Source organism: Ralstonia mojiangensis (genome assembly GCF_023955645.1).
Classification (GTDB): Bacteria; Pseudomonadota; Gammaproteobacteria; order Burkholderiales; family Burkholderiaceae; genus Ralstonia; species Ralstonia mojiangensis.
Map to the genome: position 1 here is coordinate 1 of NZ_JAMXHU010000007.1, position 24,780 is coordinate 24,780.

The 24,780-nt window shown below is 65.3% G+C and carries 27 protein-coding genes; 17 read left to right on the forward strand and 10 right to left on the reverse strand.

Translation table 11 applies throughout. The features are described from left to right. Positions 1-298 precede the first annotated feature (298 nt). Positions 299-1,075: an enoyl-CoA hydratase gene (locus NG898_RS24870; RefSeq protein ID WP_252694951.1), complete on the reverse strand. Its 777-nt coding sequence runs from the start codon at positions 1,073-1,075 to the stop codon at positions 299-301. Between the two features lie 83 nt (positions 1,076-1,158). On the opposite strand from NG898_RS24870, the gene paaG reads away from it, so the two are divergent. From paaG to paaK, 3 genes are all read left to right on the forward strand, one after another. Then, positions 1,159-1,947 (forward strand): 2-(1,2-epoxy-1,2-dihydrophenyl)acetyl-CoA isomerase PaaG, encoded by a 789-nt coding sequence (gene paaG / locus NG898_RS24875; protein WP_252694952.1) that lies wholly within the window; start codon positions 1,159-1,161, stop codon positions 1,945-1,947. 4 nt (positions 1,948-1,951) lie between these two features. Next, positions 1,952-2,419: a hydroxyphenylacetyl-CoA thioesterase PaaI gene (paaI, locus tag NG898_RS24880; RefSeq protein WP_252695046.1), complete on the forward strand. Its 468-nt coding sequence runs from the start codon at positions 1,952-1,954 to the stop codon at positions 2,417-2,419. Between the two features lie 204 nt (positions 2,420-2,623). After that, positions 2,624-3,928, forward strand: coding sequence for a phenylacetate--CoA ligase PaaK (paaK, locus tag NG898_RS24885; RefSeq protein WP_252694953.1), 1,305 nt, complete (start codon positions 2,624-2,626; stop codon positions 3,926-3,928). Between the two features lie 9 nt (positions 3,929-3,937). Here the strand turns inward: paaK and mltA are convergent, their stop codons facing one another. After that, positions 3,938-5,092 carry a murein transglycosylase A gene (gene mltA, locus NG898_RS24890; protein ID WP_252694954.1) on the reverse strand — a complete coding sequence of 385 codons (1,155 nt, stop codon included), beginning with the start codon at positions 5,090-5,092 and terminating at the stop codon, positions 3,938-3,940. A 74-nt stretch (positions 5,093-5,166) separates the two neighbouring features. On the opposite strand from mltA, the gene NG898_RS24895 reads away from it, so the two are divergent. Continuing rightward, positions 5,167-5,400: a hypothetical protein gene (locus NG898_RS24895; RefSeq protein WP_252694955.1), complete on the forward strand. Its 234-nt coding sequence runs from the start codon at positions 5,167-5,169 to the stop codon at positions 5,398-5,400. 7 nt (positions 5,401-5,407) lie between these two features. Here the strand turns inward: NG898_RS24895 and apaG are convergent, their stop codons facing one another. Further along, the gene (gene apaG / locus NG898_RS24900) at positions 5,408-5,782 is read right to left on the reverse strand and encodes a Co2+/Mg2+ efflux protein ApaG (RefSeq protein ID WP_092977146.1); all 375 of its coding nucleotides are present in this window, start codon (positions 5,780-5,782) and stop codon (positions 5,408-5,410) included. Between the two features lie 131 nt (positions 5,783-5,913). Between apaG and rpe the strand changes: the two genes are divergently transcribed. The 9 genes from rpe (at position 5,914) to NG898_RS24945 (ending at position 13,632) form a co-directional block, all read left to right on the forward strand. Further along, complete coding sequence (gene rpe, locus NG898_RS24905) at positions 5,914-6,639, forward strand: ribulose-phosphate 3-epimerase (RefSeq protein ID WP_004636669.1); 726 nt, start codon at positions 5,914-5,916, stop codon at positions 6,637-6,639. Further along, on the forward strand, positions 6,636-7,367 hold the full coding sequence (locus NG898_RS24910) for a phosphoglycolate phosphatase (protein ID WP_252694956.1): 732 nt from the start codon (positions 6,636-6,638) through the stop codon (positions 7,365-7,367). The genes rpe and NG898_RS24910 overlap by 4 nt, the downstream gene beginning before the upstream one ends. Positions 7,368-7,768: 401 nt before the next feature. Then, positions 7,769-9,301 (forward strand): anthranilate synthase component I, encoded by a 1,533-nt coding sequence (gene trpE, locus NG898_RS24915; RefSeq protein ID WP_252694957.1) that lies wholly within the window; start codon positions 7,769-7,771, stop codon positions 9,299-9,301. A 16-nt stretch (positions 9,302-9,317) separates the two neighbouring features. Next, on the forward strand, positions 9,318-9,887 hold the full coding sequence (locus NG898_RS24920; RefSeq protein ID WP_045203097.1) for an aminodeoxychorismate/anthranilate synthase component II: 570 nt from the start codon (positions 9,318-9,320) through the stop codon (positions 9,885-9,887). Continuing rightward, entirely contained in the window at positions 9,887-10,318 is a 432-nt protein-coding gene (locus NG898_RS24925) for a lysozyme inhibitor LprI family protein (protein ID WP_252694958.1), read from the forward strand. Before NG898_RS24920 ends, NG898_RS24925 begins: the two co-directional genes overlap by 1 nt. A gap of 13 nt (positions 10,319-10,331) precedes the next feature. Then, positions 10,332-11,369: an anthranilate phosphoribosyltransferase gene (gene trpD, locus NG898_RS24930; RefSeq protein WP_252694959.1), complete on the forward strand. Its 1,038-nt coding sequence runs from the start codon at positions 10,332-10,334 to the stop codon at positions 11,367-11,369. A 1-nt stretch (position 11,370) separates the two neighbouring features. Next, complete coding sequence (gene trpC, locus NG898_RS24935) at positions 11,371-12,174, forward strand: indole-3-glycerol phosphate synthase TrpC (protein ID WP_252694960.1); 804 nt, start codon at positions 11,371-11,373, stop codon at positions 12,172-12,174. A 10-nt stretch (positions 12,175-12,184) separates the two neighbouring features. Continuing rightward, positions 12,185-12,844: a CYTH domain-containing protein gene (locus tag NG898_RS24940; protein ID WP_252694961.1), complete on the forward strand. Its 660-nt coding sequence runs from the start codon at positions 12,185-12,187 to the stop codon at positions 12,842-12,844. Next, positions 12,841-13,632, forward strand: a complete 792-nt coding sequence (locus tag NG898_RS24945; protein ID WP_252694962.1) for a uracil-DNA glycosylase — start codon at positions 12,841-12,843, stop codon at positions 13,630-13,632. The genes NG898_RS24940 and NG898_RS24945 overlap by 4 nt, the downstream gene beginning before the upstream one ends. A 78-nt stretch (positions 13,633-13,710) precedes the next feature. On the opposite strand, the gene NG898_RS24950 is transcribed toward NG898_RS24945, so the two are convergent. The 6 genes from NG898_RS24950 to NG898_RS24975 form a co-directional block, all read right to left on the reverse strand. Further along, a complete protein-coding gene (locus tag NG898_RS24950) occupies positions 13,711-14,010 on the reverse strand; it encodes a hypothetical protein (RefSeq protein ID WP_252694963.1) in 300 nt (99 codons plus the stop codon). 131 nt (positions 14,011-14,141) lie between these two features. Next, the gene (locus NG898_RS24955; RefSeq protein ID WP_252694964.1) at positions 14,142-16,358 is read right to left on the reverse strand and encodes an FUSC family protein; all 2,217 of its coding nucleotides are present in this window, start codon (positions 16,356-16,358) and stop codon (positions 14,142-14,144) included. Positions 16,359-16,376: 18 nt separating this feature from the next. Beyond that, positions 16,377-18,233, reverse strand: coding sequence for a M61 family metallopeptidase (locus tag NG898_RS24960; RefSeq protein ID WP_252695047.1), 1,857 nt, complete (start codon positions 18,231-18,233; stop codon positions 16,377-16,379). Between the two features lie 67 nt (positions 18,234-18,300). Next, positions 18,301-19,317 carry an acrylyl-CoA reductase (NADPH) gene (acuI, locus tag NG898_RS24965; protein ID WP_252694965.1) on the reverse strand — a complete coding sequence of 339 codons (1,017 nt, stop codon included), beginning with the start codon at positions 19,315-19,317 and terminating at the stop codon, positions 18,301-18,303. 78 nt (positions 19,318-19,395) lie between these two features. Then, the gene (locus tag NG898_RS24970; RefSeq protein WP_092975612.1) at positions 19,396-20,142 is read right to left on the reverse strand and encodes a DsbC family protein; all 747 of its coding nucleotides are present in this window, start codon (positions 20,140-20,142) and stop codon (positions 19,396-19,398) included. Positions 20,143-20,188: 46 nt separating this feature from the next. Continuing rightward, on the reverse strand, positions 20,189-21,484 hold the full coding sequence (locus NG898_RS24975; RefSeq protein WP_252694966.1) for a UbiH/UbiF family hydroxylase: 1,296 nt from the start codon (positions 21,482-21,484) through the stop codon (positions 20,189-20,191). Positions 21,485-21,850: 366 nt separating this feature from the next. Between NG898_RS24975 and NG898_RS24980 the strand changes: the two genes are divergently transcribed. Genes NG898_RS24980 through NG898_RS24990 form a run of 3 tightly spaced genes read left to right on the forward strand, consistent with a single transcriptional unit; the run spans position 21,851 to position 23,084 of the window. Beyond that, positions 21,851-22,240, forward strand: a complete 390-nt coding sequence (locus NG898_RS24980) for a hypothetical protein (protein ID WP_252694967.1) — start codon at positions 21,851-21,853, stop codon at positions 22,238-22,240. A 10-nt stretch (positions 22,241-22,250) separates the two neighbouring features. Then, positions 22,251-22,589, forward strand: coding sequence for a hypothetical protein (locus NG898_RS24985; protein WP_252694968.1), 339 nt, complete (start codon positions 22,251-22,253; stop codon positions 22,587-22,589). Positions 22,590-22,610: 21 nt separating this feature from the next. Then, complete coding sequence (locus NG898_RS24990; protein ID WP_252694969.1) at positions 22,611-23,084, forward strand: lytic transglycosylase domain-containing protein; 474 nt, start codon at positions 22,611-22,613, stop codon at positions 23,082-23,084. A gap of 31 nt (positions 23,085-23,115) precedes the next feature. Here the strand turns inward: NG898_RS24990 and NG898_RS24995 are convergent, their stop codons facing one another. Then, positions 23,116-23,493: a flagellar protein FliT gene (locus tag NG898_RS24995; RefSeq protein ID WP_252694970.1), complete on the reverse strand. Its 378-nt coding sequence runs from the start codon at positions 23,491-23,493 to the stop codon at positions 23,116-23,118. 380 nt (positions 23,494-23,873) lie between these two features. Between NG898_RS24995 and NG898_RS25000 the strand changes: the two genes are divergently transcribed. Beyond that, on the forward strand, positions 23,874-24,767 hold the full coding sequence (locus NG898_RS25000; protein WP_252694971.1) for a DMT family transporter: 894 nt from the start codon (positions 23,874-23,876) through the stop codon (positions 24,765-24,767). Positions 24,768-24,780: the final 13 nt, after the last annotated feature.

Below are 24,780 nucleotides of genomic sequence, written 5' to 3' on the forward strand. Positions count from 1 at the left end.
CCAATCGCCAACCACTCAATCGACCGCAAACCCGCTCCACACCTACTTCTCCACCGCCTTAACCACACCGCCGTCCCTTTCGTTTCGGCACTGTCGTTTGCAGCGAGGGGCGAACTATAGGCGGGTTCTCGGGGGTTGGCAACACCTTTGTCGTGACGGGTTGATGACGAGTTCGTGAAGAATCGCCGCCAGCCCCGTCTGCGCCTAGGATTGCGGCCGCAAATCATGCGCAAAAAGGGGCTCAGGATACCCGAGGTTATCACTCGGGTATTCCCGAGATCACTCCGCTACCTCGTGCTTATTGGTGCTTGAACGCCGGTGCGCGCTTCTCGACGAAGGCGCGCATGCCCTCTTTCTGGTCTTCCGTGGCGAATGTCGAGTGGAACAGGCGGCGCTCGAGATGTACGCCCTCGCTAAGCGAGGTCTCGTAGGCCGCATTGATCGACTCTTTGATCATCATGACCGTGGGCAGCGAGAAGGCGGCAATGGTTTCTGCGGCGTGGATGGCTTCGTCGAGCAGCTTGTCGGCGGGGATGACGCGCGAGACCAAGCCGGCGCGCTCGGCTTCTTCAGCGCCCATCATGCGGGCGGTCAAGCAGAGATCCATGGCCTTGGCCTTGGAGACGGCGCGCGGCAGGCGCTGCGTGCCGCCAGCGCCGGGCATGGTGCCAAGTTTGACTTCCGGCTGGCCGAACTTGGCGGTGTCGGCGGCGAGGATGATGTCGCACATCATGGCCAGTTCGCAGCCGCCGCCCAGCGCGTAGCCGGCCACCGCGGCGATCACCGGCTTGCGGATGCGGCGGATGGTTTCCCAGTTGCGCGTGATGTATTCGTTCTTATAGACGGTGGCGAAGTCGTAGTCGGCCATGGCGCCGATATCTGCGCCCGCGGCGAACGCCTTTTCACTGCCGGTGATGACGATGGCGCCGATGTTGGAATCGGCATCGAAGGTGAGTAGCGCGGCGCCAAGTTCATCCATGAGCGCATCGTTGAGGGCATTGAGCGCCTTCGGACGATTGAGCGTAATAAGACCGACGCGACCGCGCGTTTCGACCAGAATGTTTTCGTAGGACATGGAAGCTCCAGTTGGAATGGATGTAATATTAGCCGACCAACCGGTCGGTTAATCAATGAACCGATGACCGAGGAGGAGACAAGATGACTAGCCCGACCATTCTGCTTGACTGGCATGAACGCGTGGCAACCATCACGCTGAACCGGCCCGATCAGCTCAACAGCTTCACGGCCGGCATGCACCGGGAACTGCGCGAAGCGCTGGACAAGGTGGAGCGCCAGCGGGCCCGCGCGCTGATCCTGACCGGTGCGGGGCGTGGCTTCTGCGCGGGGCAGGATCTCTCCGAACTCAATTTCACGCCCGGGCAGATGACCGACCTGGGCCAGCTCATCGACGAACAATTCAACCCGCTGGTGCGCCGTCTGCGTGCCATGCCCCTGCCGGTGATTGCCGCAGTGAACGGCGTAGCCGCCGGCGCGGGCGCGAACCTAGCGCTGGCGTGCGACATCGTGATGGCCGCCGAGAATGCGTGCTTCCTCCAGGCGTTTGTAAAGATCGGGCTGCTGCCGGATTCGGGCGGAACGTGGTTCCTGCCCCAGCGCATCGGTGTGGCGCGGGCGATGGGGCTGGCGATGCTTGGCGAGAAGCTCGACGCCAAGACAGCGCTCGCCTGGGGCCTGATCTGGGGCGTTTATCACGATGCCAAGATCCTGTTGACCGAAGTGAATTGCATGGCCGACCACCTGGCCAAGCAGCCGACGCGAGCGCTAGCTGCCATCAAGCGTGCGATGCATGCAGCGCCTACTCAGTCGCTCGACGCGCAGCTGGATCTGGAGCGCGACCTACAGCGCGAACTCGGCAACTCCCGCGACTACGCAGAGGGCGTCGATGCGTTCCTCAACAAGCGCGTGGCGCATTTCACCGGCGAATAAGGACATCAGCGTGACGGAAACAACCCTCCACGATGCACAGGCGCTGGCTGAAGCGGCCTGCAAAAACATGTACGACGCCGACGCCTGCAGCCGCTGGCTCGGCATGCGCGTGGAGGCGGTCGCGCCCGGCTATGCCCGGCTGTCCATGGCGGTGCGACCTGAATTCCTCAACGGGCATCGCACCTGTCATGGCGGATTGATCTTCACGCTGGCCGATTCGGCTTTCGCGTTTGCCTGCAACAGCCATAACCACAACACGGTGGCGGCTGGATGCGGCGTCGAGTTCCTGCGCCCGGCGCACGGCGGCGACACCCTCACAGCCGAGGCAAGCGAGCAGGTGTTATCCGGCCGCCACGGCATCTACGACGTACGCGTGACAAATCAAGCCGGCGAGGTGGTCGCCATGTTTCGCGGCAAGTCCGCACAGATTCGCGGCCACGTCATTCCGGTCCCTGGCAGCCCAGAACCCTAGTTCGACCTCTATATAAAGCCCTCCACAAAACCGCATCACCATTAGAGGACGCCTCAGAACCTGTTCACGATCCGTAGCGAGCGGCCCGAGGTTGGCCCGAGAAGCGCAACCGTACATGGGTACGGTGAGCATCGCAGGGCCAAGATCGGGACGCGCAGTAGGATCGTGAGCAGGTTCGCACGACGGCGTCCCGAGGAGACCCGCATGCGCCCCCGCTCGACCGACCTGCCGCTCGATCCGATCGAGACTGCCAGCCGCGACGCCATCCAGGCGCTGCAGCTTGAACGCTTGAAACACAGCCTGGCGCACGCGTACGAGAACGTGCCCGCCTACCGCGCCAAGTTTGACGCGGCGGGCGTGCATCCGTCGGACTTGCAGTCGCTTGCCGATCTGGCGAGGTTTCCATTCACGACCAAGGCGGATCTGCGCGACAACTATCCGTTCGGCATGTTTGCGGTGCCACAGGATCGGATTGCGCGCATCCACGCGTCGTCGGGCACGACGGGCAAACCCACGGTTGTCGGCTACACGCTGGCGGATATCGATACGTGGGCCGGGTTGGTGGCGCGCTCGATTCGCGCGGCGGGCGCACGGCGCGGCGACAAGGTCCACGTGAGCTACGGCTACGGCCTTTTCACCGGCGGCCTGGGTGCGCATTACGGCGTGGAGCGCGCGGGGCTGACGGCCATCCCGTTTGGCGGGGGGCAGACCGAGCGACAAGTGCAGCTGATCGCCGATTTTCAGCCGCAGATCATCATGGTCACGCCCAGCTACATGCTGGCGATTGCCGACGAGTTCGAGCGGCAAGGCATGGACCCGGCGGCGTCGAGCCTGCAGATCGGCATCTTCGGCGCCGAACCGTGGACGCCCGAGATGCGCAGCGCCATTGAGGCACGCATAGGGCTTTCAGCGGTCGATATCTACGGCCTGTCCGAAGTGATGGGGCCAGGTGTGGCCAGCGAATGCGCCGAAACCAAGGACGGCCCGACCATCTGGGAAGACCACTTTTATCCGGAGATCATCGATCCGGACACGGGCGAGGTGCTGCCCGACGGCGAATTCGGCGAACTGGTCTTCACGTCGCTGACCAAGGAAGCGATGCCCGTGGTGCGCTATCGCACGCGCGATCTGACGCGTCTATTGCCAGGCACGGCGCGTCCGGGCTTCCGGCGCATGGAAAAAATCACCGGCCGCTGCGACGACATGATGATCGTGCGCGGCGTGAACGTATTCCCATCGCAGATCGAAGAATTGATCCTGAAGCACGCGGCACTCTCACCGCACTATCAATGCGTGCTCGGCAAGGAAGGGCCGCTGGATACGCTGACGGTGCGGATCGAGGCGGCGCTGGGCGCGTCGGTTGACGCAGCCCGATCTGCCAGCAGCCAACTGGCGCACGACATCAAGTCGTTGATTGGTGTAACGGCCGCAATCGAGACGCTGGCTAGCGGCGGGATCGAGCGCTCAGTCGGCAAGGCGCGCCGCGTGGTGGACTTGCGGCGCGGTTAGTCCCTCGTCTTAGCGGGCGGCAACGCCCACGCTGCCACCCTTTGGCACGAGCACCCAAAGGCGGCCCGCCTGCTTCATGCGCCCAGCCAGATCGCCCGCGGCATCGCCATGGCCGAAGTAATAATCGGCACGCACGGCGCCGCGAATGGCTGAACCCACGTCCTGCGCAAACACGAGTTTCTGGATGGGATCGGTCGACAGCGGCTTGGTTGTCGACAGAAACACCGGGGAGCCCAGCGGGATGTAAGTCGGATCCACGGCAATCGAACGCTCGTCCGTGAGTGGCACGCCAAGCTTGCCGATCGGGCCACCCGTGTTGCCAGGCGTCTCTGCAAAGAAAACGTAGCGCGGGTTGATGTTGAGCATCTCCTCGACGCGGCCCGGATTGGCGCGCGCCCACGCCTTGATGCCCTGCATGGTGGCCTGCACCGGCGTGATCTCACCCATGTCGAGCAACCAGCGGGCGAACGAGCGGAACGGCTGATTATTGGTTCCGCCCACGCCCAGGCGCATGATGCCGCCCTCTTCCAACTGAACCTGGCCCGAACCCTGGATCTGCAGGAACGCCGCTTCGACCGGGTCGTCCACCCAGACAATCTCTTGTCCCTGGAGCGACGGACTGCGGATCAATTGCGCGCGGGCCGGCAGCGTCTTGCCGCGCCACGCTGCGGGCATGCGGTACAGCGGCGTCTGATAGGCCCCGTGGCGGGTGCGCGAGCCGCGCAGCAGCGGTTCGTAGTAACCGGTGATGAGGCCACTGTCGGTGCCGTCGTCCTTCACAACCCGATACGGCGTGAAGTTGTCTTCAAAGAAGACGCGCATGGCGATCGGATCGCCGGCATCAACCATCAAGCCGGCGGTGCACACGCGCGACCAATCGGCGCGACGCTTCATCGCCTGGCAGTTCGATTGCAGGGCGGGCCAGGCGGAGGCAAGGTCATCGACAGTCCAGCCGGACACATCCGCCCACGTGGCAGGCGCCAGATGCCCGCCGAGCGTGCCGGTGGGCGCCTGCGGCGTTTCGACGCGCGGAGGGGGCCCGCTCGTGCAGGCTGCCAGCATCGCGGCGACCAAGGCTGCGGCCAGAGAACCGAACCGCGCAGCCCATCGGCGGTGCAGAGCGTTGCGAGCCCGAGTCAGTGCGTTCAAGGTTGCTGCTGTCATGCGTGTTCCATCCTGTCCGATGCGGCCGCGGGCTTGGCTACAATGCCTCGCACCCGAGCTTCCCGCCGTCGACCATGAGCGAATTCTTTGAAAACCATCCGATGATGCTGTTCGGCCTGGAGGCCGGCGTGGCGCTGTTCCTGCTGATCTTCATCGTGATCTGGACGATGTCGGGCGCCAAGAAGCACCCGCGCCCGCTGCGTGCGCCGCCCGAACACCCGTCGCGCCACAGCGACGCTGTCAAGCCTTCGGAATCGACCGCCGGCGCCCCGAAAGATTCGCAAGCAGCCAAATCCGACGCACCCTGATTCCCGATCAGTGCAGCATGCGCGGCATCACCAGTGCAAATTCGGGGATGGGCGCCTCGAAGCGGTGACCGTCTTCGGCCACGCAGAAGTATTCGCCGCGCATCGTGCCGACGGGTGTCTTGATGGTCGCCCAGCTCGTGTATTCGAAGGATTCGCCCGGTGGCAGCAGCGGCTGGTGGCCAACCACGCCCAGGCCGTTCACTTCCTGCACCTGCTCGTCGGCGTCGGTGATCAGCCAGTGGCGGGAAATAAGCTGGCTCGGCACGTCACCAGTGTTGCGGATGGTGATGGTGTAGGCGAAGGCGTAGCTGCCCTGCTCCGGCTCGGATTGCTCCGGCAGATAGCGCGTCCGGACCTGGACGGTGAGTTCGTAGCTCGGCATGTCGATCCACAATCAGAATTGGCGCCCATTGTGCGGCATGGCTGTGGCAGCGGCAAGGCGCGGACAGACGGCCGATCCGGCTAAAATAGCGGCCTCCTTTGCGCATCTGCGCGCCTTATCCGTCTCCCATCATGTCCGCAGCCATCGATCCGTCCGGTTTCCGCATCGCCCCGTCCATCCTGTCCGCCGACTTCGCCCGCCTTGGCGAAGAAGTGCGCCGCGTGCTCGAATCGGGCGCCGACTGGATCCATTTCGATGTGATGGACAACCACTATGTGCCGAACCTGACCGTCGGGCCGCTGGTCTGCGAGGCGATCCGCCCGCACGCGCAAAAGGACGGCAAGCCGGTGCCGATCGACGTGCACCTGATGGTGAGCCCCGTCGACCGCATCATCCCGGACTTCGCCAAGGCCGGCGCTGACCTGATCACGTTTCACCCGGAAGCTTCGGAGCACATCGACCGCTCGCTGGCGCTGATCCGCGACAACGGCTGCAAGGCTGGTCTCGTCTTCAACCCGGCCACGCCGCTGCACTATCTGGATCATGTGATGGATCGCCTGGACATGGTGCTCATCATGTCGGTCAACCCGGGCTTTGGCGGCCAATCGTTCATTCCGGAGGCGCTGAACAAGCTGCGCGCCGTTCGCCAGAAGCTCGACGCATACCAGGACAAGACCGGCCGCAAGATCCTGCTTGAGATCGACGGCGGCGTGAAGGCGGACAACATCGCCGAGATTGCCAAAGCCGGCGCCGACACCTTCGTCGCGGGTTCGGCCGTGTTCGGCAAGCCGGATGCGGACGGCGGCTACCGCGGCACCGTGGGCGCGTTGCGCCAAGCGCTGGCACCCCTGGCATGACCACGGGCGCGCTACCCGCCGGCCCCGTCCGCGCTGTCATCATCGACCTGGACGGGACGATGGTCGACACGGCGGGCGACTTCCACGCCGCCATCAATGCGATGCTGGAAGCGCTTGGCGCTGCGCCGGACATGCCCGCCGAAGAAGTTGTCGGCTACGTCGGTAAAGGCTCAGAAAACCTCGTGCGGCGCGTGCTGGACGCGCGCTTGCCGCCGGCCCAGGCCAACAGCCGCTTTGCGGAGGGACTGGAGGCGTACCAGCGCGCCTACATCGCCATCAACGGTCAACACGTGAACGTCTATGAGGGCGTGCGCGAGGGGCTGGCTGCATTGCGCGACATGGGCGTCCCCCTCGCCTGCGTGACGAACAAGCCACACGACTTCACGCAGCCGCTTCTGGCGCAGCTCGGTCTGAACACGTATTTCGACCTGGTCTACCCCGGGGACGCCTTCCAATATCGCAAGCCCGATCCGTACCCCATGCTGCGCGTGGCGGAGGCGTTTGGCGTGGCCCCGGCTGAAATCGTGGCCATTGGCGACTCGGAAAACGACGCCCGCGCGGCCCGTGCTGCCGGCATGCGCGTGCTGGCGGTGCCGTATGGCTACAACCACGGCCAGCCTATACAGGGCGCGGGAGCCGATGCTATAGTCGACACACTTTTTGCGGCAGCTGAGCTGATCCGGCCCTATGCAGAGCCACACAGCATCGTCTCTGCCGCTTCCAACTGACGATCCATGTTCCTGAATCGCAAACGCGTCGACGCTGGTGGTGACCGGGGGGCCTGGCCCTGGCGGCCCTGGCACGCCCTCGTCCGGGCGTAAGCGTTTGCACGGCTGCTGATCGTTCTTCCTCGGTTTTGGCACTCTGGCGCGTCACAAACGCGCCGCTCAAACCACCCTCGCATCTCCTGCCCCAAACGCTGACCGCCCGCCGGTCTTCCGCTGGCCCGCTATCGGCTGCGGACGACCCTTGCGGGATCGCACGGTCGCTTTTACGACGTTCGCGCGTTCCCATCCCTGATGTTCTGCTAACGTTCCGACGGCATCATTGACGCTCTTGCGTTTGCCGTGGAGCGAACGCATGCCGATGGGCGCGCAACCGCCCGCCTGGCGAATCGACCTGACCGCTCATGACCGAACTCGAATTCAAATCGCTGGCCGACCAGGGCTACAACCGTATTCCGCTGATTGCCGAGGCATTGGCCGACCTGGAGACGCCGCTGTCGCTGTATCTGAAGCTGGCGCAATCGCACGACCGCGGTACGCATACGTTCCTGCTGGAATCGGTGGTGGGCGGGGAGCGCTTTGGGCGTTACTCCTTCATTGGCCTGCACGCGCACACGCTGCTGCGCGTCAAGGGCAACCACACCGAGGTGGTGACCGACGGCAAAGTGGTGGAAACGCACGACGGCAATCCGCTGGACTTCATTGCCGCGTTCGAGCGCCGTCAGAAAGTGGCGCTGCGCCCGGGCTTGCCACGTTTCTGTGGCGGGCTGGCTGGCTACTTCGGCTACGACGCCGTGCGCTTCATCGAGCCCCGCCTGGCTGAAACCGCGCCGCCCGACGATCTGCAACTGCCCGACATCCAGCTCATGCTGTGCGAAGAGCTGGCCGTGATCGACAACCTGTCGGGCAAGCTCTACCTCATCGTCTACGCCGATCCGTCCAAGCCCGAGGCCTATTCACGCGCCAAACAGCGCCTGCGCGCGCTGCGCACCAAACTGCACCAGCCGGTGGATGTGCCGGTGACGTCGCCGTCGGTGCGCACCGACACCATCCGCGAGTTCGACAAGGCGGACTACCTCACCGCCGTGCTCAAGGCCAAGGAATACATCGCCGCCGGCGACATGATGCAGGTGCAGATCGGCCAGCGCCTGGTCAAGCCGTTCCGCGACGCACCGCTGTCGCTGTACCGCGCGCTGCGTTCGCTGAACCCTTCGCCGTATATGTATTTCTACAACTTCGGCGACATGCAGATCGTCGGGGCATCGCCGGAAATCCTGGTGCGCCAGGAAGAGCGTCGTGTGCCGGCTGCTGAAAACAACGGCAACGGCACCGACGAATCCGCCCACATCGTCACGATTCGCCCGCTGGCCGGCACGCGCCCGCGCGGCAGCACGCCAGAGCGCGATGCCGAATTGGCCACCGAACTGCTCAACGATCCGAAGGAAATCGCCGAACACGTCATGCTGATCGACCTGGCGCGCAACGACATCGGCCGCATAGCCGAAATCGGCTCGGTCAAGGTGACGGATCAGATGGTCATCGAGAAGTATTCGCACGTGCAGCACATCGTGAGCTCAGTCGAGGGCCGCCTGAAGCCCGGCATGACGAACATGGACGTGCTGCGCGCGACTTTCCCGGCAGGCACGCTGTCGGGTGCGCCCAAGGTGCGCGCGATGGAGATCATCGACGAGCTGGAGCCGGTCAAGCGTGGCATCTACGGCGGCGCCGTCGGTTACCTGTCGTTCTCGGGCGAGATGGACCTGGCCATCGCCATTCGCACCGGCATCATCAAAGACGGCAACCTTTACGTGCAGGCAGCCGCCGGCGTGGTAGCCGATTCGGACCCGGATGCCGAATGGAGGGAAACCGAACACAAGGCGCGCGCCGTGCTGCGTGCGGCCGAGCAAGTGCAAGACGGCCTCGACGCCGATTTCTGAGGTCAAGGAGACCACCATGCTTTTGATGCTCGATAACTACGACTCCTTTACCTACAACATCGTCCAGTACTTTGGTGAACTCGGCCAGGACGTGCACACCGTCCGCAACGACGAGATCACGATCGAAGAGATCGAGAAGCTGAACCCGGAGCGCATCTGCCTCTCGCCCGGCCCGTGCACGCCGACGGAAGCCGGCATCCTGGTTCCGGCGCTCAAGCACTTTGCGGGGCGCGTGCCCATCCTGGGCGTATGCCTAGGGCATCAGGCGATTGCCGATGCGTTTGGCGGGCGCGTAATCCGCGCGCAGAAGGTGATGCACGGCAAGGTCAGCACCATCGAAAACACCGGCGTGGGCGTGTTCGCCAACCTGCCGCGGCATTTCAAGGTGACGCGCTATCACTCGCTGGCGATCGAGCGCGAAACGCTGCCGGACTGCCTGGAAATCACCGCCTGGACGGAAGACGGTGAAATCATGGGCGTGCGCCACAAGACGCTGCCCGTCGAAGGTGTGCAATTCCACCCGGAATCGATCCTGTCGGAACACGGCCACGCGCTGCTTGCCAACTTCCTGAAGGAACGCGTCTGATGCGCGGCGCGTGCGCGGTGGCGCTGGCGATGATGGCAAGCCTGCCGGCGATGGCCGGTACGCTGGAAGCCTGCCGCGCCGCTCAGCCTGAGGCCGGCAACGTCGCACAATGCGTGCAGACCGCACGCAAGGCGGCGCAAACGGAACTGGCGACTGCCGAATCGACACGCCGCACCGCGCTACGCGCCCGCATCGCTGCCAACAAAGGCACGGACCGCGGCGTCGCCATGGCATTCGACCGCACCGTGCGCGCACACCAACTCTACCGGCAGGCCGAATGCGACCTGCAACGCCGCCTGGCCCGCAATGCGCCCGATGCCGAACTGGCTGAAGCCGCATGCGAGGCCGATCTGTCGCGCGAGCGCATCGGCGCCTTGCGCGACGCCGCACAGCCGGCCAACCCGGCTGCGGCTCCGGCAGCGCCCAACTGAATACGGAACGACCATGTCCATCACTCCGCAAGAAGCGCTCGTCCGCTGTATCGAACATCGGGAAATTTTCCACGACGAAATGCTGCACCTGATGCGGCTCATCATGCGCGGCGAGATGTCGCCCGTCATGGCAGCCGCCCTCACCATGGGGCTGCGCGTCAAAAAAGAGACCATCGGCGAAATCGCGGCCGCTGCCACCGTCATGCGCGAATTCGCCACCAAGGTCGATGTGCCCGCTGAGGTGTCCGATCACTTTGTCGACATCGTCGGCACGGGCGGCGACGGCGCCAACACGTTCAACATCTCGACCGCTTCGATGTTCGTGGCGGCGGCGGCCGGCGCGCGCATCGCCAAGCATGGCGGGCGCGGCGTCAGCTCCAAGTCGGGCAGCGCCGATGTCCTGGAAGCGCTGGGCGTGAACATCATGCTCACGCCCGAGCAAGTGGCCGAATCCATCGAGACGGCAGGCATCGGTTTCATGTTTGCGCCCAATCACCACCCCGCCATGAAGAACGTCGCCCCCGTCCGCAAGGAACTGGGCGTGCGAACGATCTTCAACATCCTCGGGCCTCTGACCAACCCGGCCGGCGCGCCGAACATCCTGATGGGCGTGTTCCACCCGGACTTGGTCGGCATTCAGGTGCGTGTGATGCAGCGCCTGGGCGCAAAGCACGCCGTGGTCGTCTACGGCAAGGACGGCATGGACGAGGTCTCGCTGGGTGCCGCCACGCTTGTCGGGGAACTCAAGGACGGCGTGGTGACCGAATACGAAATCCACCCGGAAGACTTCGGCATGCAGATGGTCTCCAACCGCAGCCTGAAAGTGGCCGACGCGGAGGAGTCCAAAGCCATGCTGATCGACGCACTGGAAAACAAGCCCGGCACCCCGCGCGAAATCGTGTCGCTCAACGCGGGTGCAGCGCTGTACGCAGCCAACATCGCCGGCTCGATCGGCGACGGCATGAAGCTGGCCCGCGAGGCGATCGCCTCGGGCGCAGCGCGTGCCAAGCTCGACGAGCTCGTGCGCGTCACTAATAAGTTCAAAGCCTGATATGTCCGACATCCTGCAGAAAATCCTGGCCGTGAAGGCCGAAGAAGTGGCCGCCGCGCGCAAGCACCGCGACCTCGCCAGCGTGCGCGCCGAAGCTGAAGCCAACCGCAACGACAGCGCGCTCGGCCCCCGCGGCTTTGCCAAGGCGATGCGCGACAAGATCGCCGCCGGCAACGCCGCCGTCATCGCCGAGGTGAAAAAGGCGTCGCCGTCCAAGGGCGTGCTGCGTCCGAACTTCAAGCCCGCCGACATCGCCCGCAGCTATGCGGAGCACGGCGCCGCGTGCCTGTCGGTGCTGACCGACGAACAGTTCTTCCAGGGCCACGCCGATTACCTGCGCGAAGCCCGCGGCGCCTGCCCGCTGCCGGTGCTGCGCAAGGACTTCATGGTCGACCTTTACCAGGTGTACGAAGCGCGCTCGTGGGGTGCGGACTGCATCCTGCTGATCGTTGCTGCGCTGGATCAGGGCCTGATGGTCGAACTCGAAGCGTGCGCGCTCGAACTCGGCCTGGACGTGCTGGTGGAAGTGCACGACGGCCACGAGCTTGACCGCGCGCTGCGCCTGCAAACGCCGCTGGTGGGCGTGAACAACCGCAACCTGCGCACGTTTGAGACCTCGCTCGACACCACGCTCGACCTGCTCAAGCACATGCCGGACGATCGCATCGTCGTGACGGAATCCGGCATTCTCACGCCGGACGACGTGCGCAAGATGCGCGCCGCTGCGGTCAACGCATTCCTCGTCGGCGAAGCTTTCATGCGCGCGGAAGACCCGGGCGCCGAACTCGCCCGCCTGTTTGCCTGAGCGCCAGACAATGGCCCGCGAGATTGAGCTGAAGCTGGCCGTATCGGCCGGCGCGCACGACACCCTGGTCGGTTGGCTGGACGCCCATGCGCAGGCGGCCGGCTCGGTGGAATTGGCGAACGTTTATTACGACACGCCCGACCAGGCGCTGGCACGCAACCGCGCAGCGCTGCGCGTGCGCTGTCAGGGCAGTCAGTGGCTGCAAACGCTGAAGACCGCAGCAGTGAGTACGTCCGGTTTGAGCGCCCGCCACGAATGGGAGGTGCCGCTGCAGAACGACGCACTGTCCGTCGATGCCTTTGTCGCCAACAACGCGGCCGAGGCCGCCGACTATGTCCGGCCACACGCGGCCGCGCTCGCCCCGCTGTTCCGCACCGACTTCACGCGCCGTCTGTGGCATGTCGCAGCGGATGGCGGTGAGATCGAGATCGCGCTGGACGCCGGCGCCATCCTGATCCCCGGCACGCAGGCGCGCGAGCCGATCGATGAACTGGAGCTGGAGTGGAAGCCGGCCGCCGGCAGCACGCTCGCCGAAGACGCGATTGCCGAGCGCCTGCACGCCTGGACGCAGAAGTTGCGCGCCGCCGTGACCGGCCTCACACCGCTCGACATCAGCAAGGCGCAACGCGGCTACCAGTTGCGCGCGAAAGCCATCGGGGGCCAGACATGACGCGACGCGCCAATCCAGCGCAGGCCGCGCTCTTCGATGAACCCGCGGTGGACACCCCCGCTGGGAATTTCATCCCACTGGCCCAGCAGTTCGACGCGCTGCCCGCAGACTGGAAGACGCTCCTCACGCCGTGTATCGCTCAGACCAATTGGCCGGAGCTGTGCGCCTTCGTCGATGGCGAGCGCGCGGCGGGCAAGCCAATCTTTCCGACGGATGTCTTCCGCGCGCTGCACCTGACATCGGTAGACGATGTGCGCATCGTCATCCTCGGCCAGGATCCGTATCACGGCACTGGCACCGTCGATGGCCGCGAGATTCCGCAGGCGCATGGGCTGGCATTTTCAGTGCCGGCCGGCGTGCGCGTGCCGCCAAGCCTGCGCAATATCTACAAGGAAATCGAAGCGGAATTCGGCTGCAAGCTGCCAGGCACCTCCGGCAACTTGGAGGGCTGGGCACAGCAAGGCGTGCTGCTGCTGAACACGGTGCTCACCGTCGAGCAAGGTCAGGCTGCGAGCCACGCCAAGCGCGGCTGGGAGCGCATCACCGATTGCCTACTGGAGCAACTCGCGCGCGTCGGTCACAAGCGGGTGTTCATGCTGTGGGGCAGCCACGCGCAAGCTAAGCGCGCGCTGCTGTCAGATGGGCATCTCGTGCTGGAGGCGCCGCACCCCTCGCCGCTGTCGGCGCATCGGGGGTTCTTGGGATGCGGGCATTTCAAGACGGCCAACGATTGGCTGGCGGCACAGGGCCAGCCGGTGATTGATTGGTTGAAGCCGCAGAGAGGATAGATGCTTGGTGCGCCTATCCCGCGGCCCGCATTGCAACCAATCAGATAAAAATATGGGCGCCATTACAGCGCCCATGTCTTACGCCACGATACCCAGCTTTAGCTTTGCCATTGTGTTAACCGGTTCCGTATCCGCGAGCACGTAATTTTTTTCGGTCAACATTCTCGTCATATATTGTTTGTTATACAAAAAGGCGACGATGAGCTGCCAAAAACCAAACGTGAAGATCGTGAATAACAAGTGGAGCGCGGCGACACCTAGCTCACCACGAAAAAGTGGCACCCACCATCCGAAAAACAGGTAGGTCCAACTAAATCCAAAATACCCCTTCTTAATCATCCCAGAAGCCGGGTGCTTCATCATCACTGCAGTGGCCATACCACTCCTCCCAAATTTAGGCCGATTGGCCTTTTTTTTGATCAGGCATTTTAACGCCCGTTGGAACCAACGAAAACAAATCTCTGTACAAAACGCACAATTGCTGACGGATTTTCTGAAAATTGGGGATGTTAGTCCCGCGACGCCCGCAGCGCCCGCCCCAACGCCCCGCAGCGTAGCGCAATCTTGGCCGTGTCGGCCCGAAGCGCCTGCAGGCGCCGCTCCAGCAAGTGCATCGCCGATAGCGAATCCAATTCTGCTGCCGCATCGACCATGCGGGAACGGGCAGATTTATCGGCGAAATCCGCAGCGCCCAACTCTTGCGTATCGCGCGGACGCACGCCCCAACCGCCTTCATGCACGGCTTGGTCGAAACGCTCCTTGGCGCGAGCGAGGCTTTCGAGCGCGGCTTCGGCGGTCTGCTCGACCAACGCGCGGGTGTCAGCTTCGTCCAGCTCCTGCGCGCGCTGACGCATCAGGATGCGCACCGCCGCCACATGCGCGGCCACCAAGTAGTTCTGGACGATGAAGCGGTTGAGGTTGTCGACGGCGCGGTGGCGGCTCTTGGGCTCGTCCAGCATGCGCGCGAAGGCCGAGATCAGCCCCGTGAGCGATTCCATGAATTGCTTGCGCTGCACGCGATAAGCGAAATCATCCTTGAGCGTGCCGAGCAGCAGCTCGCGCGCGGCCTCAATAAAGCGCCGGTTGGTGCGCAGCACGTCATCCACCAGCTTGGGCAGGTTGCGATATTCCCAGGCGGGCAACACGTAGCTGAACGCGGTCGCGATGGCCGCGCCGATCAGCGTATCGACCAGCCGTTCGCCAATGGCGCCCTTGCTGCCCGGCAGCAGCAGGTTGATCTGGATAAGCACCTGCACGCAGGCGGCAATGGCCGTGTAGCGGTAACGCACGGTGACGAACGCTGCGCTGGCCGCTGTCGACAGGTACAACACACCCATCAGAATCCACGTCGAATGGGTAAAGCGCAGAATCACCGCCGCGATCACGCAGCCGATGAGCGTGCCGAGCACACGATCGAAATTGCGCTGGCGCGTCATGCTGAACGTCGGCTTGAGGATCACGACAATGGTAAGCAAGACCCAGTAGCCGTGCGACGCATATGGCAGGTGGTCGGCGATCCACAACCCGGCAGCCACCGCCATCGAGATGCGCAACGCAAAACGCAGCACCGGAGACCGCCAGGTCAGTTCTTCCAGCACCAGACGCAGTTCGTATTTCTGGCGTGTGAGGAACGGCGTCATGTCCGGGCGCAGCAGCACCTGCGACGGCTCGACCTGCGTGTCGGTGGCGGCATGCAATTGCGCCATCAGGCGGATCGCCCCGCGCACCGTGGCCACCGATTCTTCCAGCGCTGCAATGGCTTCGATCGGCACGCCATGGTGGTCGCGTTGGAGTTCGAGCAGCGCTGCCTCAATGGCGGCCATCTCCTTGTCGTACGACATCGGCGTAGGCGATGGCCGATCACGGCCGACGGCATAGGCAACGCCTTCGATGTCCAGGCGCATGCGCTCGATCAGCTCGCGCAGCAGACGCAACACCTCAGCATCGGCCAGCCATTGGCGCAGCACGGTGTAATCGGTGTTGGACGACAGCAGGTACTCGTAGATGTCGAGCATCCGCATGTGGATCTGCACGAGGCGCCCGTCGCTGGCGGTGCGGTTATCGCGGAACACGAAATCGCGTGCCACCTGCTGCTTGTCGGCCACCGAAATCTGCTGACGCACGAGCGCATTGAACTGCTCGTCGAAATCCTTGGATGCGTCGTAAAAGCCGGCTTTGCATTCCACATACACGGCCAGTTCGTACAGGCATTCGGCCAGCACCTGTTCTTTGATGCGTCGCCGCTGGCCCCACGCCACCGCCATCGCAAAGGCCATGTAGCCGATGGCGCCGAGGAAGAACTGCAACGTGTGCTCCACGGCTTCGCGGAAAGCGAATTCCTCGGTGAAGGTGAGCGTCATGACGAACAGCGCCGCAAACTGCAGCGGCATCGTCTTGTTGCCGTACGCCACCATGAGCCCCGCCAGGAAGCTCACCACCACGATGACCGCTGGCAGGATCGCGTACGGCGTCACCACGGCCACGAGAAACGTGACGGCCGTCGTCAGCAGCACGCACGCCATCATCTCGTTGAACTTGTGTCGCAGCGGGCTGGGCAAATCCATGAGGCTGGTGCAAAGCGCACCGATCGACACCACCATCGCGCCCTGCAGGTCCATCACCAGCAGCGCGAGCAGCGTCAAGCCGATCACGCCCGTGGCAGTACGGATGCCGCGCGAGACGTAATGGCTGTAGAGGAAGGTGCGTGGATCGTGGACGTAATCCATCGGATCAGGCGGCGCGCGTCAGGCCGACTTGCCGCGCGCCACCTTGCGCGCAGCCGCCCGCTTGCCCAGCCACGCCGAGCGCAGCGGCGAGGGCTCCGTGGCCAGCGCCAGCGTGAACTGCGGCGTGGCATCGGCGGCGAGCGTCACGTTCAGCGTCATCAGTTCGTCGCGGCGGAACACGTGCACCGGCACGGTATCGCCGGCGCGATGGCGCGTGAGCGTCTTGTCGAGCTGGCCGGCCGGCACACGCAGGCCATCCACCGCGACGATCAGATCGCCGGCAGACAACCCGCCGCGCTGCGCCGGGCTATCGTCGAAGACCTGCTGCAGCTTCACGAAGCCGTTCTCGGCGGCGGTCTTAACCCCCAGCGCGAGCGCCGTATCGGCGGCCTTGCGCGTGGCGCTCACGCCCATCGCCTTGAAGAGCGCCGGCAGCGGCGGGTCGTCGCGGCCTTCGCTCAACTGGCGGACCAGCGTGCGCAGGCGCACACCAGTGGTTTCTTCCATCAGGGTGATCAGCCCGGCTTCGGTCACGCCGCGCTGCGTGTGGCCGGCGGCGTAGAAATCGCGGCCGTACGTCACCCAAAGGGCACGCATCACGTCGTCGAGCGAACGTTCGCCGTGGGTCTGCGTGCGGATCGTCAAGTCCAGCGCCAGTGCCACCAGGGAGCCCTTGGTGTAGTAACTGACGATGGCATTGGGCGCGTTTTCGTCTTGGCGGTAATACTTCGTCCATGCATCGAACGAGCTTTCGGCCACGCTCTGCTTCAGTCGGCCGCTGCCGCGCAGCACGCCGTTCCACGTCTTGCCGAGCATCTCCAGATATTGCGCTTCGGAGATCAAGCCCGAGCGCACCAGCATCAGGTCGTCGTAATAGCTGGTGAACCCTTCAAACAGCCACAGCAGCGGCGTGTGCACCTCGCGGTCGAGCGCGTACGGCACGAAGGTGGCCGGCTTGATGCGCTTGACGTTCCAGGTGTGGAAATACTCGTGGCTGACAAGGCCAAGGAAGGTGCGATAGCCCTCGGTGGTTTCGTCGCGGCCGGTCACGGGCAGGTCATTGCGCGCGCACATCAACGCGGTGCTGGCACGGTGCTCCAGGCCGCCGTAGCCGTCGGTGGTGACCATCGTCATGAAGACGTAGCGGCGGTTGCTGTCGAGGAACGGCGCCGTAGCGGTGTGCGGCTCGAACAGGCGGATCTGCGCTTCGCAGATCCGCTTGAAGTCGCGGGCGATGCGTTCCAGATCGAGATTCGGCACGCGCCCCGTAAAGACGGCGTCGTGCTGCGCGCCGCAGGCCTCGAACGACACCAGTTCGAACGTGCCCATCTCGACCGGGTGGTCGATCAGCTCGTCGTAATCGGCCGCTTCGTACCAGCCGAAGCCGTAGTGCTTGGCACCGGCCTTGCCCTGGATGCGGCCAGTGGCTTCGCGCAGCGCGGTGGCCACGCGCCAGCCGCGGTAGGCATCTCCGGCGGGCGGCTGGATGTCGACGAGGCAACGCTGGTCATCCGCGCCTTCCACACGCAGGAATACCGACGTGCCGTTGAAGAAGCCGTGCGTGGCGTCCAGATGCGCGGCGCGCACCGACAAGTCCCACGCATAGACGTCGTATGAAACCGTCAGCGGCCCGGTGCACGGAGCCGCCCACCACGTGTGCTTGTCGACCTTGGTCAGGCGCACCGGCCTGTGGGCAGACGATGCCTCGATCCGCACGATGTTGCGTGCGAACTCGCGGATCATGTAGCTGCCCGGAATCCACGCCGGCAGCGAAAAGCGCTGGCCTTGGCTGTCAGGCGCGTCGACCGTGACGGTGACGGTGAAAACGTGCGCTTCAGGCGCGGCGGGGGCGATGGTGTAGCGGATCGGCTTCATGGCGGACATTGTAGCGTTGCCGTCCCATGCTGCCGAAGGCAAATCGTCCGCAAACCGGCTTGCCAGCCTATCGGTTGACGTCGACCACGACGCGCCCGCGCATCTTGCCGGCCATGATGTCGTGCGCGGCGTCGATGGCCCCTGAGAGCGTCACTTCGCGCGTGATGGCGGCGAGGCGATCGGGCAGCAGATCGGCGGCCAGGCGCTGCCACGCGGTCTGGCGCAACGCACGCGGCGCCATCACGCTGTCGATCCCGTGCAGCGTCACGCCGCGCAGGATGAACGGCGCGACGGTGGCGGGGAAATCCATCCCCTGCGCCAGCCCGCACGCCGTGACGACGCCGCCGTAGCGCACCTGTGCGCAGGCGTTGACCAGCGTGTGCGAGCCCACCGAATCGACCACCGCGGCCCAGCGCTCCTTCTGCAGCGGCTTGCCAGGGGCGGACAGCTCGGCGCGGTCGATCACCTCCGCCGCGCCCAGCGCCTGCAGGAAATCGGCCTCGCTCGTCTTGCCGGTGGACGCCACCACGCGGTAGCCCAGCTTGCCGAGCAGCGCGATGGCGATCGAGCCCACGCCGCCCGACGCGCCGGTCACCAGCACCTCGCCGTCGCCCGGTTTCACGCCGGCGCGCTCCAGCGCCAACACCGAGAGCATCGCCGTGTAGCCTGCCGTGCCGATCGCCATGGCTTGCCGCGCGTCGAGCCCCGCCGGCAATGCCACCAGCCAATCGCCAGAAAGGCGCGCGCGCTGGGCAAGGCAACCCCAGTGCGCCTCGCCGACGCCCCAGCCGTTGAGCACGACTGCATCGCCCGTCCGCCAATCCGGGTGCGTAGATTCGAGCACCACGCCCGCACCGTCGATACCGGCCACCATCGGCCACTTGCGCACGACAGGGCCTTTGCCGGTGATGGCCAGGCCGTCCTTGTAATTGATGGTCGACCAGTCCACGCGGATCAGCACGTCGCCAGCGGTCACGTCGTTGGCAAGCGCTTCGGGCGTGGACAACGCCGCGTCATCGAGGTCGACGATGTGGGCCAGCGGCCCGCCATCCTGCTTTTCCAGCATCAGCGCGCGAAACGACATGCCAAGTCTCCGAAGGTGTGGTGAATGCGAGCGCCCAAAGAAAAAGCGCCGGATCTACCGGCGCTTCCTTCGTGCGAATTACGACTTCTTGAGCGCGGCGAACTTGCGCTCCAGCGTGGCCGCGTCGATCAGGCCCGGGGCCCGCGTGCCGTCCGGGAAGATGATGGCCGGCGTGCCGGTCACGTTCAGTTGCTGGCCAAGCTTCAGGTTGGCTTCCAGCGGTGTGTCGCAGGTGCCGGCGCCGCCCGGGGCGGTCTTGGCGGTCATCCAGTCGCGCCAGGCCTTGGCACGGTCAGCCGAGCACCAGATCTGCTTGGCTTTGGTATTCGAGTCTTCCGACAGGATCGGGAACAGGAAGGTGTAGACGGTGACGTTGTCGACCTGCGTGAGCATCTGCTCCAGCTTGTGGCAGTACGGGCAGTTCGGATCGGAGAACACGGCGATCTTGCGTGCGCCGTTGCCCTTGACCCATTTCACGGCACGGTCCAGCGGCAGGTCGGACCACTTCACGCGGTTCAGCTCAGCCAGGCGCTCTTGCGTGAGGTTGGTGGCGGTCTGCGTATCAAGCAGGTCGCCGTTGAGCACGTAGCGGCCGGTGGCATCGCTGTAGACGACCTGGCTGCCCAGGTTGATTTCGTACAGGCCGGCCAGCGGCGACTTGGTGACGCTCTTGATCTCCACGTTCGGGCCCAGGGCCTTCTGTACGGTGGCCTTGACCTTGTCCAAGGCGGGCTCTGCAGCACCGGCGCTCAACACATAGCCCGCGCCAATGGCTGCCACGGCCACCGCAGAGGCGATGGCCGCCACCCGAATACGAAACGACATAACGACTCCTGGAACCCCGAAAAACCACAAACCCGCTGAGACTGCCTCAGCCGAGTGCGTGCTTGATCAACAAGCGTTTGATAAATGGCGTCATGCCCACCATGCGCATCCCCGCGTTACGTACTGTGCGGGGCAGCGCGCCCGGCAGGGCGAACAGTTTGTGCAGACCATCAGTGGCGGCCGTGAGCGAAAGCAGGTCTTCGCGGCGGGCGCGCTCGTAACGGCGCAGCAACCTCAGATCGCCATGATCGCGCATGGTTTCACGTTCCGCCATCACCCGGCCAATTTCGGACACATCCCGAAGCCCGAGGTTCATGCCCTGCCCGGCCAGCGGATGGATCACATGCGCTGCATCGCCCACCAGCGCCACGCGCGGCGCGACCGCCCGGCTGGCGTGTTGCAGCACGAGCGGGAAACCCTGCGCCGGCGTGATGTTCGAGAGGCGCCCAAAGCGTGCGGCGATGGCGCCACCGGCCGCGGCTTCCACGGCGCGGCACAGCGCTTCCGGCGACAGCGCGAGCAACTCGCGAGCGTGGTCTTCGCTGGCGGACCACACCATCGACACGCGCCGATCGGGCAGCGGCAGCATCGCGAGGATCTCGCCGCGTACCGGGGTGGCGTCATCCGGAGCGGCGGCCTGCTCGGCGGGTGCTCCGAGGAACCATTGCCACGCGGTGTCCTGATGCCAGCGCTCGGCCTGGAAGTTGGCGACCACGCCAAGCTGGCGATACGGCTTCGCTTCAGCCTCGATGCCCGCCTGCTGGCGCACCCACGAATTCTTGCCGTCGGCGCCGATCACGCATTCCGCGCGGATCGTCTGTCCGTCGGCCAGCGTCAGCTTTACGGCATCGGCTTCCATTTCGAAGCCGGTGGCGGCATGCGGGAACGTCTGTACCGTGTGGGCGAAGCGCAGTGCAGTTTCCAGTGCGCGCTCGACCAGCGACGATTCAGCAATCCACGCCAGTTGCGGCGTGCCGGCTGCGTAGGCGGAAAAATGCAGGTCGGGGTGGGCGTGTTCGCCGCGTGCGGCAGCGTCGTCGCCGAAGATTCGCATATCGTGCACAGGCTGCACGCGCGTCATGTCGAGCGCCGGCCAGATGCGCAACTGCTCCAGCAGCGCCTGGGAGCTGGAAGAAAACGCGTAGACACGCGCATCCCAGGCATCCGGCCCTGCCGGTGCGGAGGCTGGGGCGGGCGGCGCAATGTGTGCGATGCGCAAGCCGATCTGCGCCAGCCGCAGCGCGCAGGCACGCCCGACGATGCCGCCGCCCACCACGGCGAGGTGGTAAGGCGCTGCCTCTTTGGGCACGGCCTTGGAAGAGGAAAACGCGGGTGTATTCATGGTGCGCCGATTATAGCGGCGGGGGGTCTTGCAGCCTTGTGGCCGAGCAAATGTGTCACGGCCGACACTTGGCGCCGTGGTATCCCGGCTCGGTGTTTACGCGCAGCGCCGGCCCGGCGAGACGTTCGCATCACCCGGGCCCATTGCAGCGTACAGCGCATATTTGTCGCTTTGAGATGGCGTTTGCGCCGCATATGTGCCAAGCACGTCGCCTGCCCACAAACCCGCGATGTGACGCCATTTTCACCTTGGATCGGGCCCTCAAGCCATCCGTCGGGATGGACGATAAAAGCTGGGTAATTCGACGTTTTGACACGCACGACCCGCCGATACAGTGCGGGTCCGATCCACACATTCCTCATCGCCATGTGGACTTTCTCTGAACGCTCCGCCGTATCGCTGACGCTGGCCGCGCTGCTGGCACTGGCCGGCTGCGCGCAAATGCCTGCCCAGACGCCAGCCCCGGTGGCCCGCACCGCGCCCACGGGCGAAGTCTTGACCTTCGCCATCCCGCCTGATGCACTGGGCGCGCATGACCCGCAACTGACCGCCGTGCTGACCAAGGCTGGGGCACTGGCCGCTGCGCAGAAACGCCCCGCGACGATCCAGGTGGCCGCGCTGGCGCAGGATTTCCGTTATCTGAACCAGGCGCTGTGGAACGGCGTGCCCGCGCAGCGCGCCGGCTACGTCCGCCTGGAAAACCTGACCGTCAGCGCGAGCCAGCCTTATAGCGTGACGATCCGCACGCAGGATTAAGAGGAACGTCATGCGTATGCCCCATTTGCTTTTCGCGCTCACGGTCGGCCTGCTGACCGTACCGGCCACATCGGCCTTTGCCGCGCCGCCCGACGCACTGATGCCGGCGACGGCTGCGGCGCCCGACCGCGTCTATCCGCCCCTGCCCACGCTGGCGATGCTGCCGCCCGGCGGCGGAGCCGAAATCGAACCGGCGCCCGTGGCGCGCACGCGCGGCGGCAAGCGCAAGGTCGTGACCCCGCAGTGGCGCAAGGCGACCGAGCCGGTGCCGCGCATGGTGGTGTCCGAGGCATCGCACACGTATCTGGCCGGTATCGAGCGTCAGCTTGAAGTGGCCCTGCAGAAGTAATCAGAAGCCGCCGGAGCCGTCATGCCCCTCGCCCGCCCTCTTCGCTTGACTGGCAGCCGCCTTGGCGCGGCGCTTGTGCTGGCCGCCTCCAGCTTTGCCGTGCACGCGGCCTCGGGCGATTGCTTCGAGCAGGCCGGCACCTATCAGGGCGTGAACCCGACGGTGCTGCGCGCGATCGTGTGGTTCGAATCGAAGGGCGATGCCGGCGCCATCCACCGCAACGCCGACGGCTCGGTCGACATCGGCCAGGCGCAGATCAACTCGATCCACTTCAGTACGCTGGCCCGCTACGGCGTGCCGCGCGGTGCGCTGACCGACGCCTGCGTCAATGTGTTCGTGGCGGCCTGGCTGCTCAAGCAAAAGATGGTGCGCCACGGAAACACCTGGCGGGCCATCGGCGCGTACCACTCGGAAACGCCTGTCCACCGCGACGCCTATGCGCGCAGCATCCAGCGGGTGCTGATGTCGTGGGGAGAATTGCGGGCGGACCGCTGAATCGGGTCCGGCCGCGGAACGGCTCTGCCGCTCAGTAGTACGAGACGGCGGCGTACGCCTGGCGTGCGCCAATGGCGCGGCGCTCGCCGCTGACCAGGCGCATCAGTTCATCCTGGCGCGGGCAGACCAGCGCACGCACGCGGGCGTCGCTGGCCAGAATACGCATCATCAGGTCACGCTTGCGTTGCACTTCTTCGTGCGACAAGGCCGGGCGCAGACCGTGGCCCAGGCGCTCCATGTGGGCCGCGCATTCGCGCTCGAGCAGGCTCACTTCGTCCCAATCGCCGCGTTCGGCCGCATCCACCATGTCTTCGGACAGGCTCGCGATGGCCTCGTAGCAGGCGAACAAGCCGGCGCTGTCGGAAACCGTATGGATCGGGCGGGCGGCGGTGGCGACGGTCCAGGACATGCTGTGCTCCAGAATCAAACGTGTTGTTTGCAGGAAGCCAGTGCAATAGGCATGCCCGGGCGGCCCGCCGCCGTCTCCAGCGCGCTCGGAAACGACGTTCAAGCCTTTGCCGGCTTGGCCCCGCAGGATACGGAGGACATCTGATGGCGGGCGTCGCAGGCCCGAAAAACGGCCGCTTCAGGCGAAGTTGTTACGTTTCTGGAACGTAACGCGTAACGGGGCCCGTAACGCCTTCGCCCCCCCCTCGCCCATGCAGCCGGGAAGAGCCTTGTTTGACCGAAGGGCCTTCTAGAATGAGGACATCGCACCGCGCCCATGCGGTCTGTTGCTCGAGCCGGGCATCTCCGGGGGCGCCGATCGCCCATCGCATGAGAACTCACATGGACCAGACGAACGAGGGGCACCCCGCCTTGCGCACGGTGCTGCTCACCAGCATCACCATGGTGGCGTTCGCGTCGAACTCGCTGCTGTGCCGGCTGGCGCTGCAGCACGCGGCCATCGATGCGGCGAGCTTTTCCAGCATCCGGCTGGTGTCGGGCGCCGTCGTGCTGGCCGTCCTTGCGCGGGCAAGCGCGGGGCGGGCGCCGCCAGCGCGTGCCGATTGGGCTGCCGCGACGATGTTGTTCCTCTACGTCGCGTTCTTCTCGTTTGCGTATCTGACGTTGAGCGCAGGCACCGGCGCGCTGATTCTGTTTGGCGCGGTGCAGCTCACCATGCTGGCGGCCGGCCTGCGTGCCGGCGAACGGTTCGAGACGCTTGGCTGGGCGGGTTTTGCATTGGCCGCGGGTGGGCTCGTCTATCTCGTATCGCCGGGCGTGACAGCGCCGACGCCGCTGGGTGCCGCGTTAATGACGGTGGCGGGCGTTGCCTGGGGCGTGTATTCGCTGCGCGGGCGCGGGCTCGACAATCCGCTGGCTGCCACTGCCGGCAACTTCCTGCGCGCCGCGCCCATGGCGCTCGCGCTGAGCCTGTTGCTGTATGGCCGCGCACACGCCGGCCCGGTCGGCATCCTGCTCGCGCTCGCCTCCGGCGCGCTCACTTCGGGCATCGGCTATGTGATCTGGTACGCCGCGCTCAAAGGGCTGTCGGCGATCCGCGCGGCGGCGGTGCAACTGTCGGTACCGCCCATTGCGGCGTTCGGCGCGGTGCTGTTCCTCGCGGAGCCGCTGACCCCGCGCTTGGCGGCCGCCTCCGCCGCCATCCTCGGCGGCATCGCCCTGGTGCTGGCCAGCCGCACGCAGCGCAAGCGCGCCGAAGCGGCATCGCAGGGCTAGACGCCATCCGGAG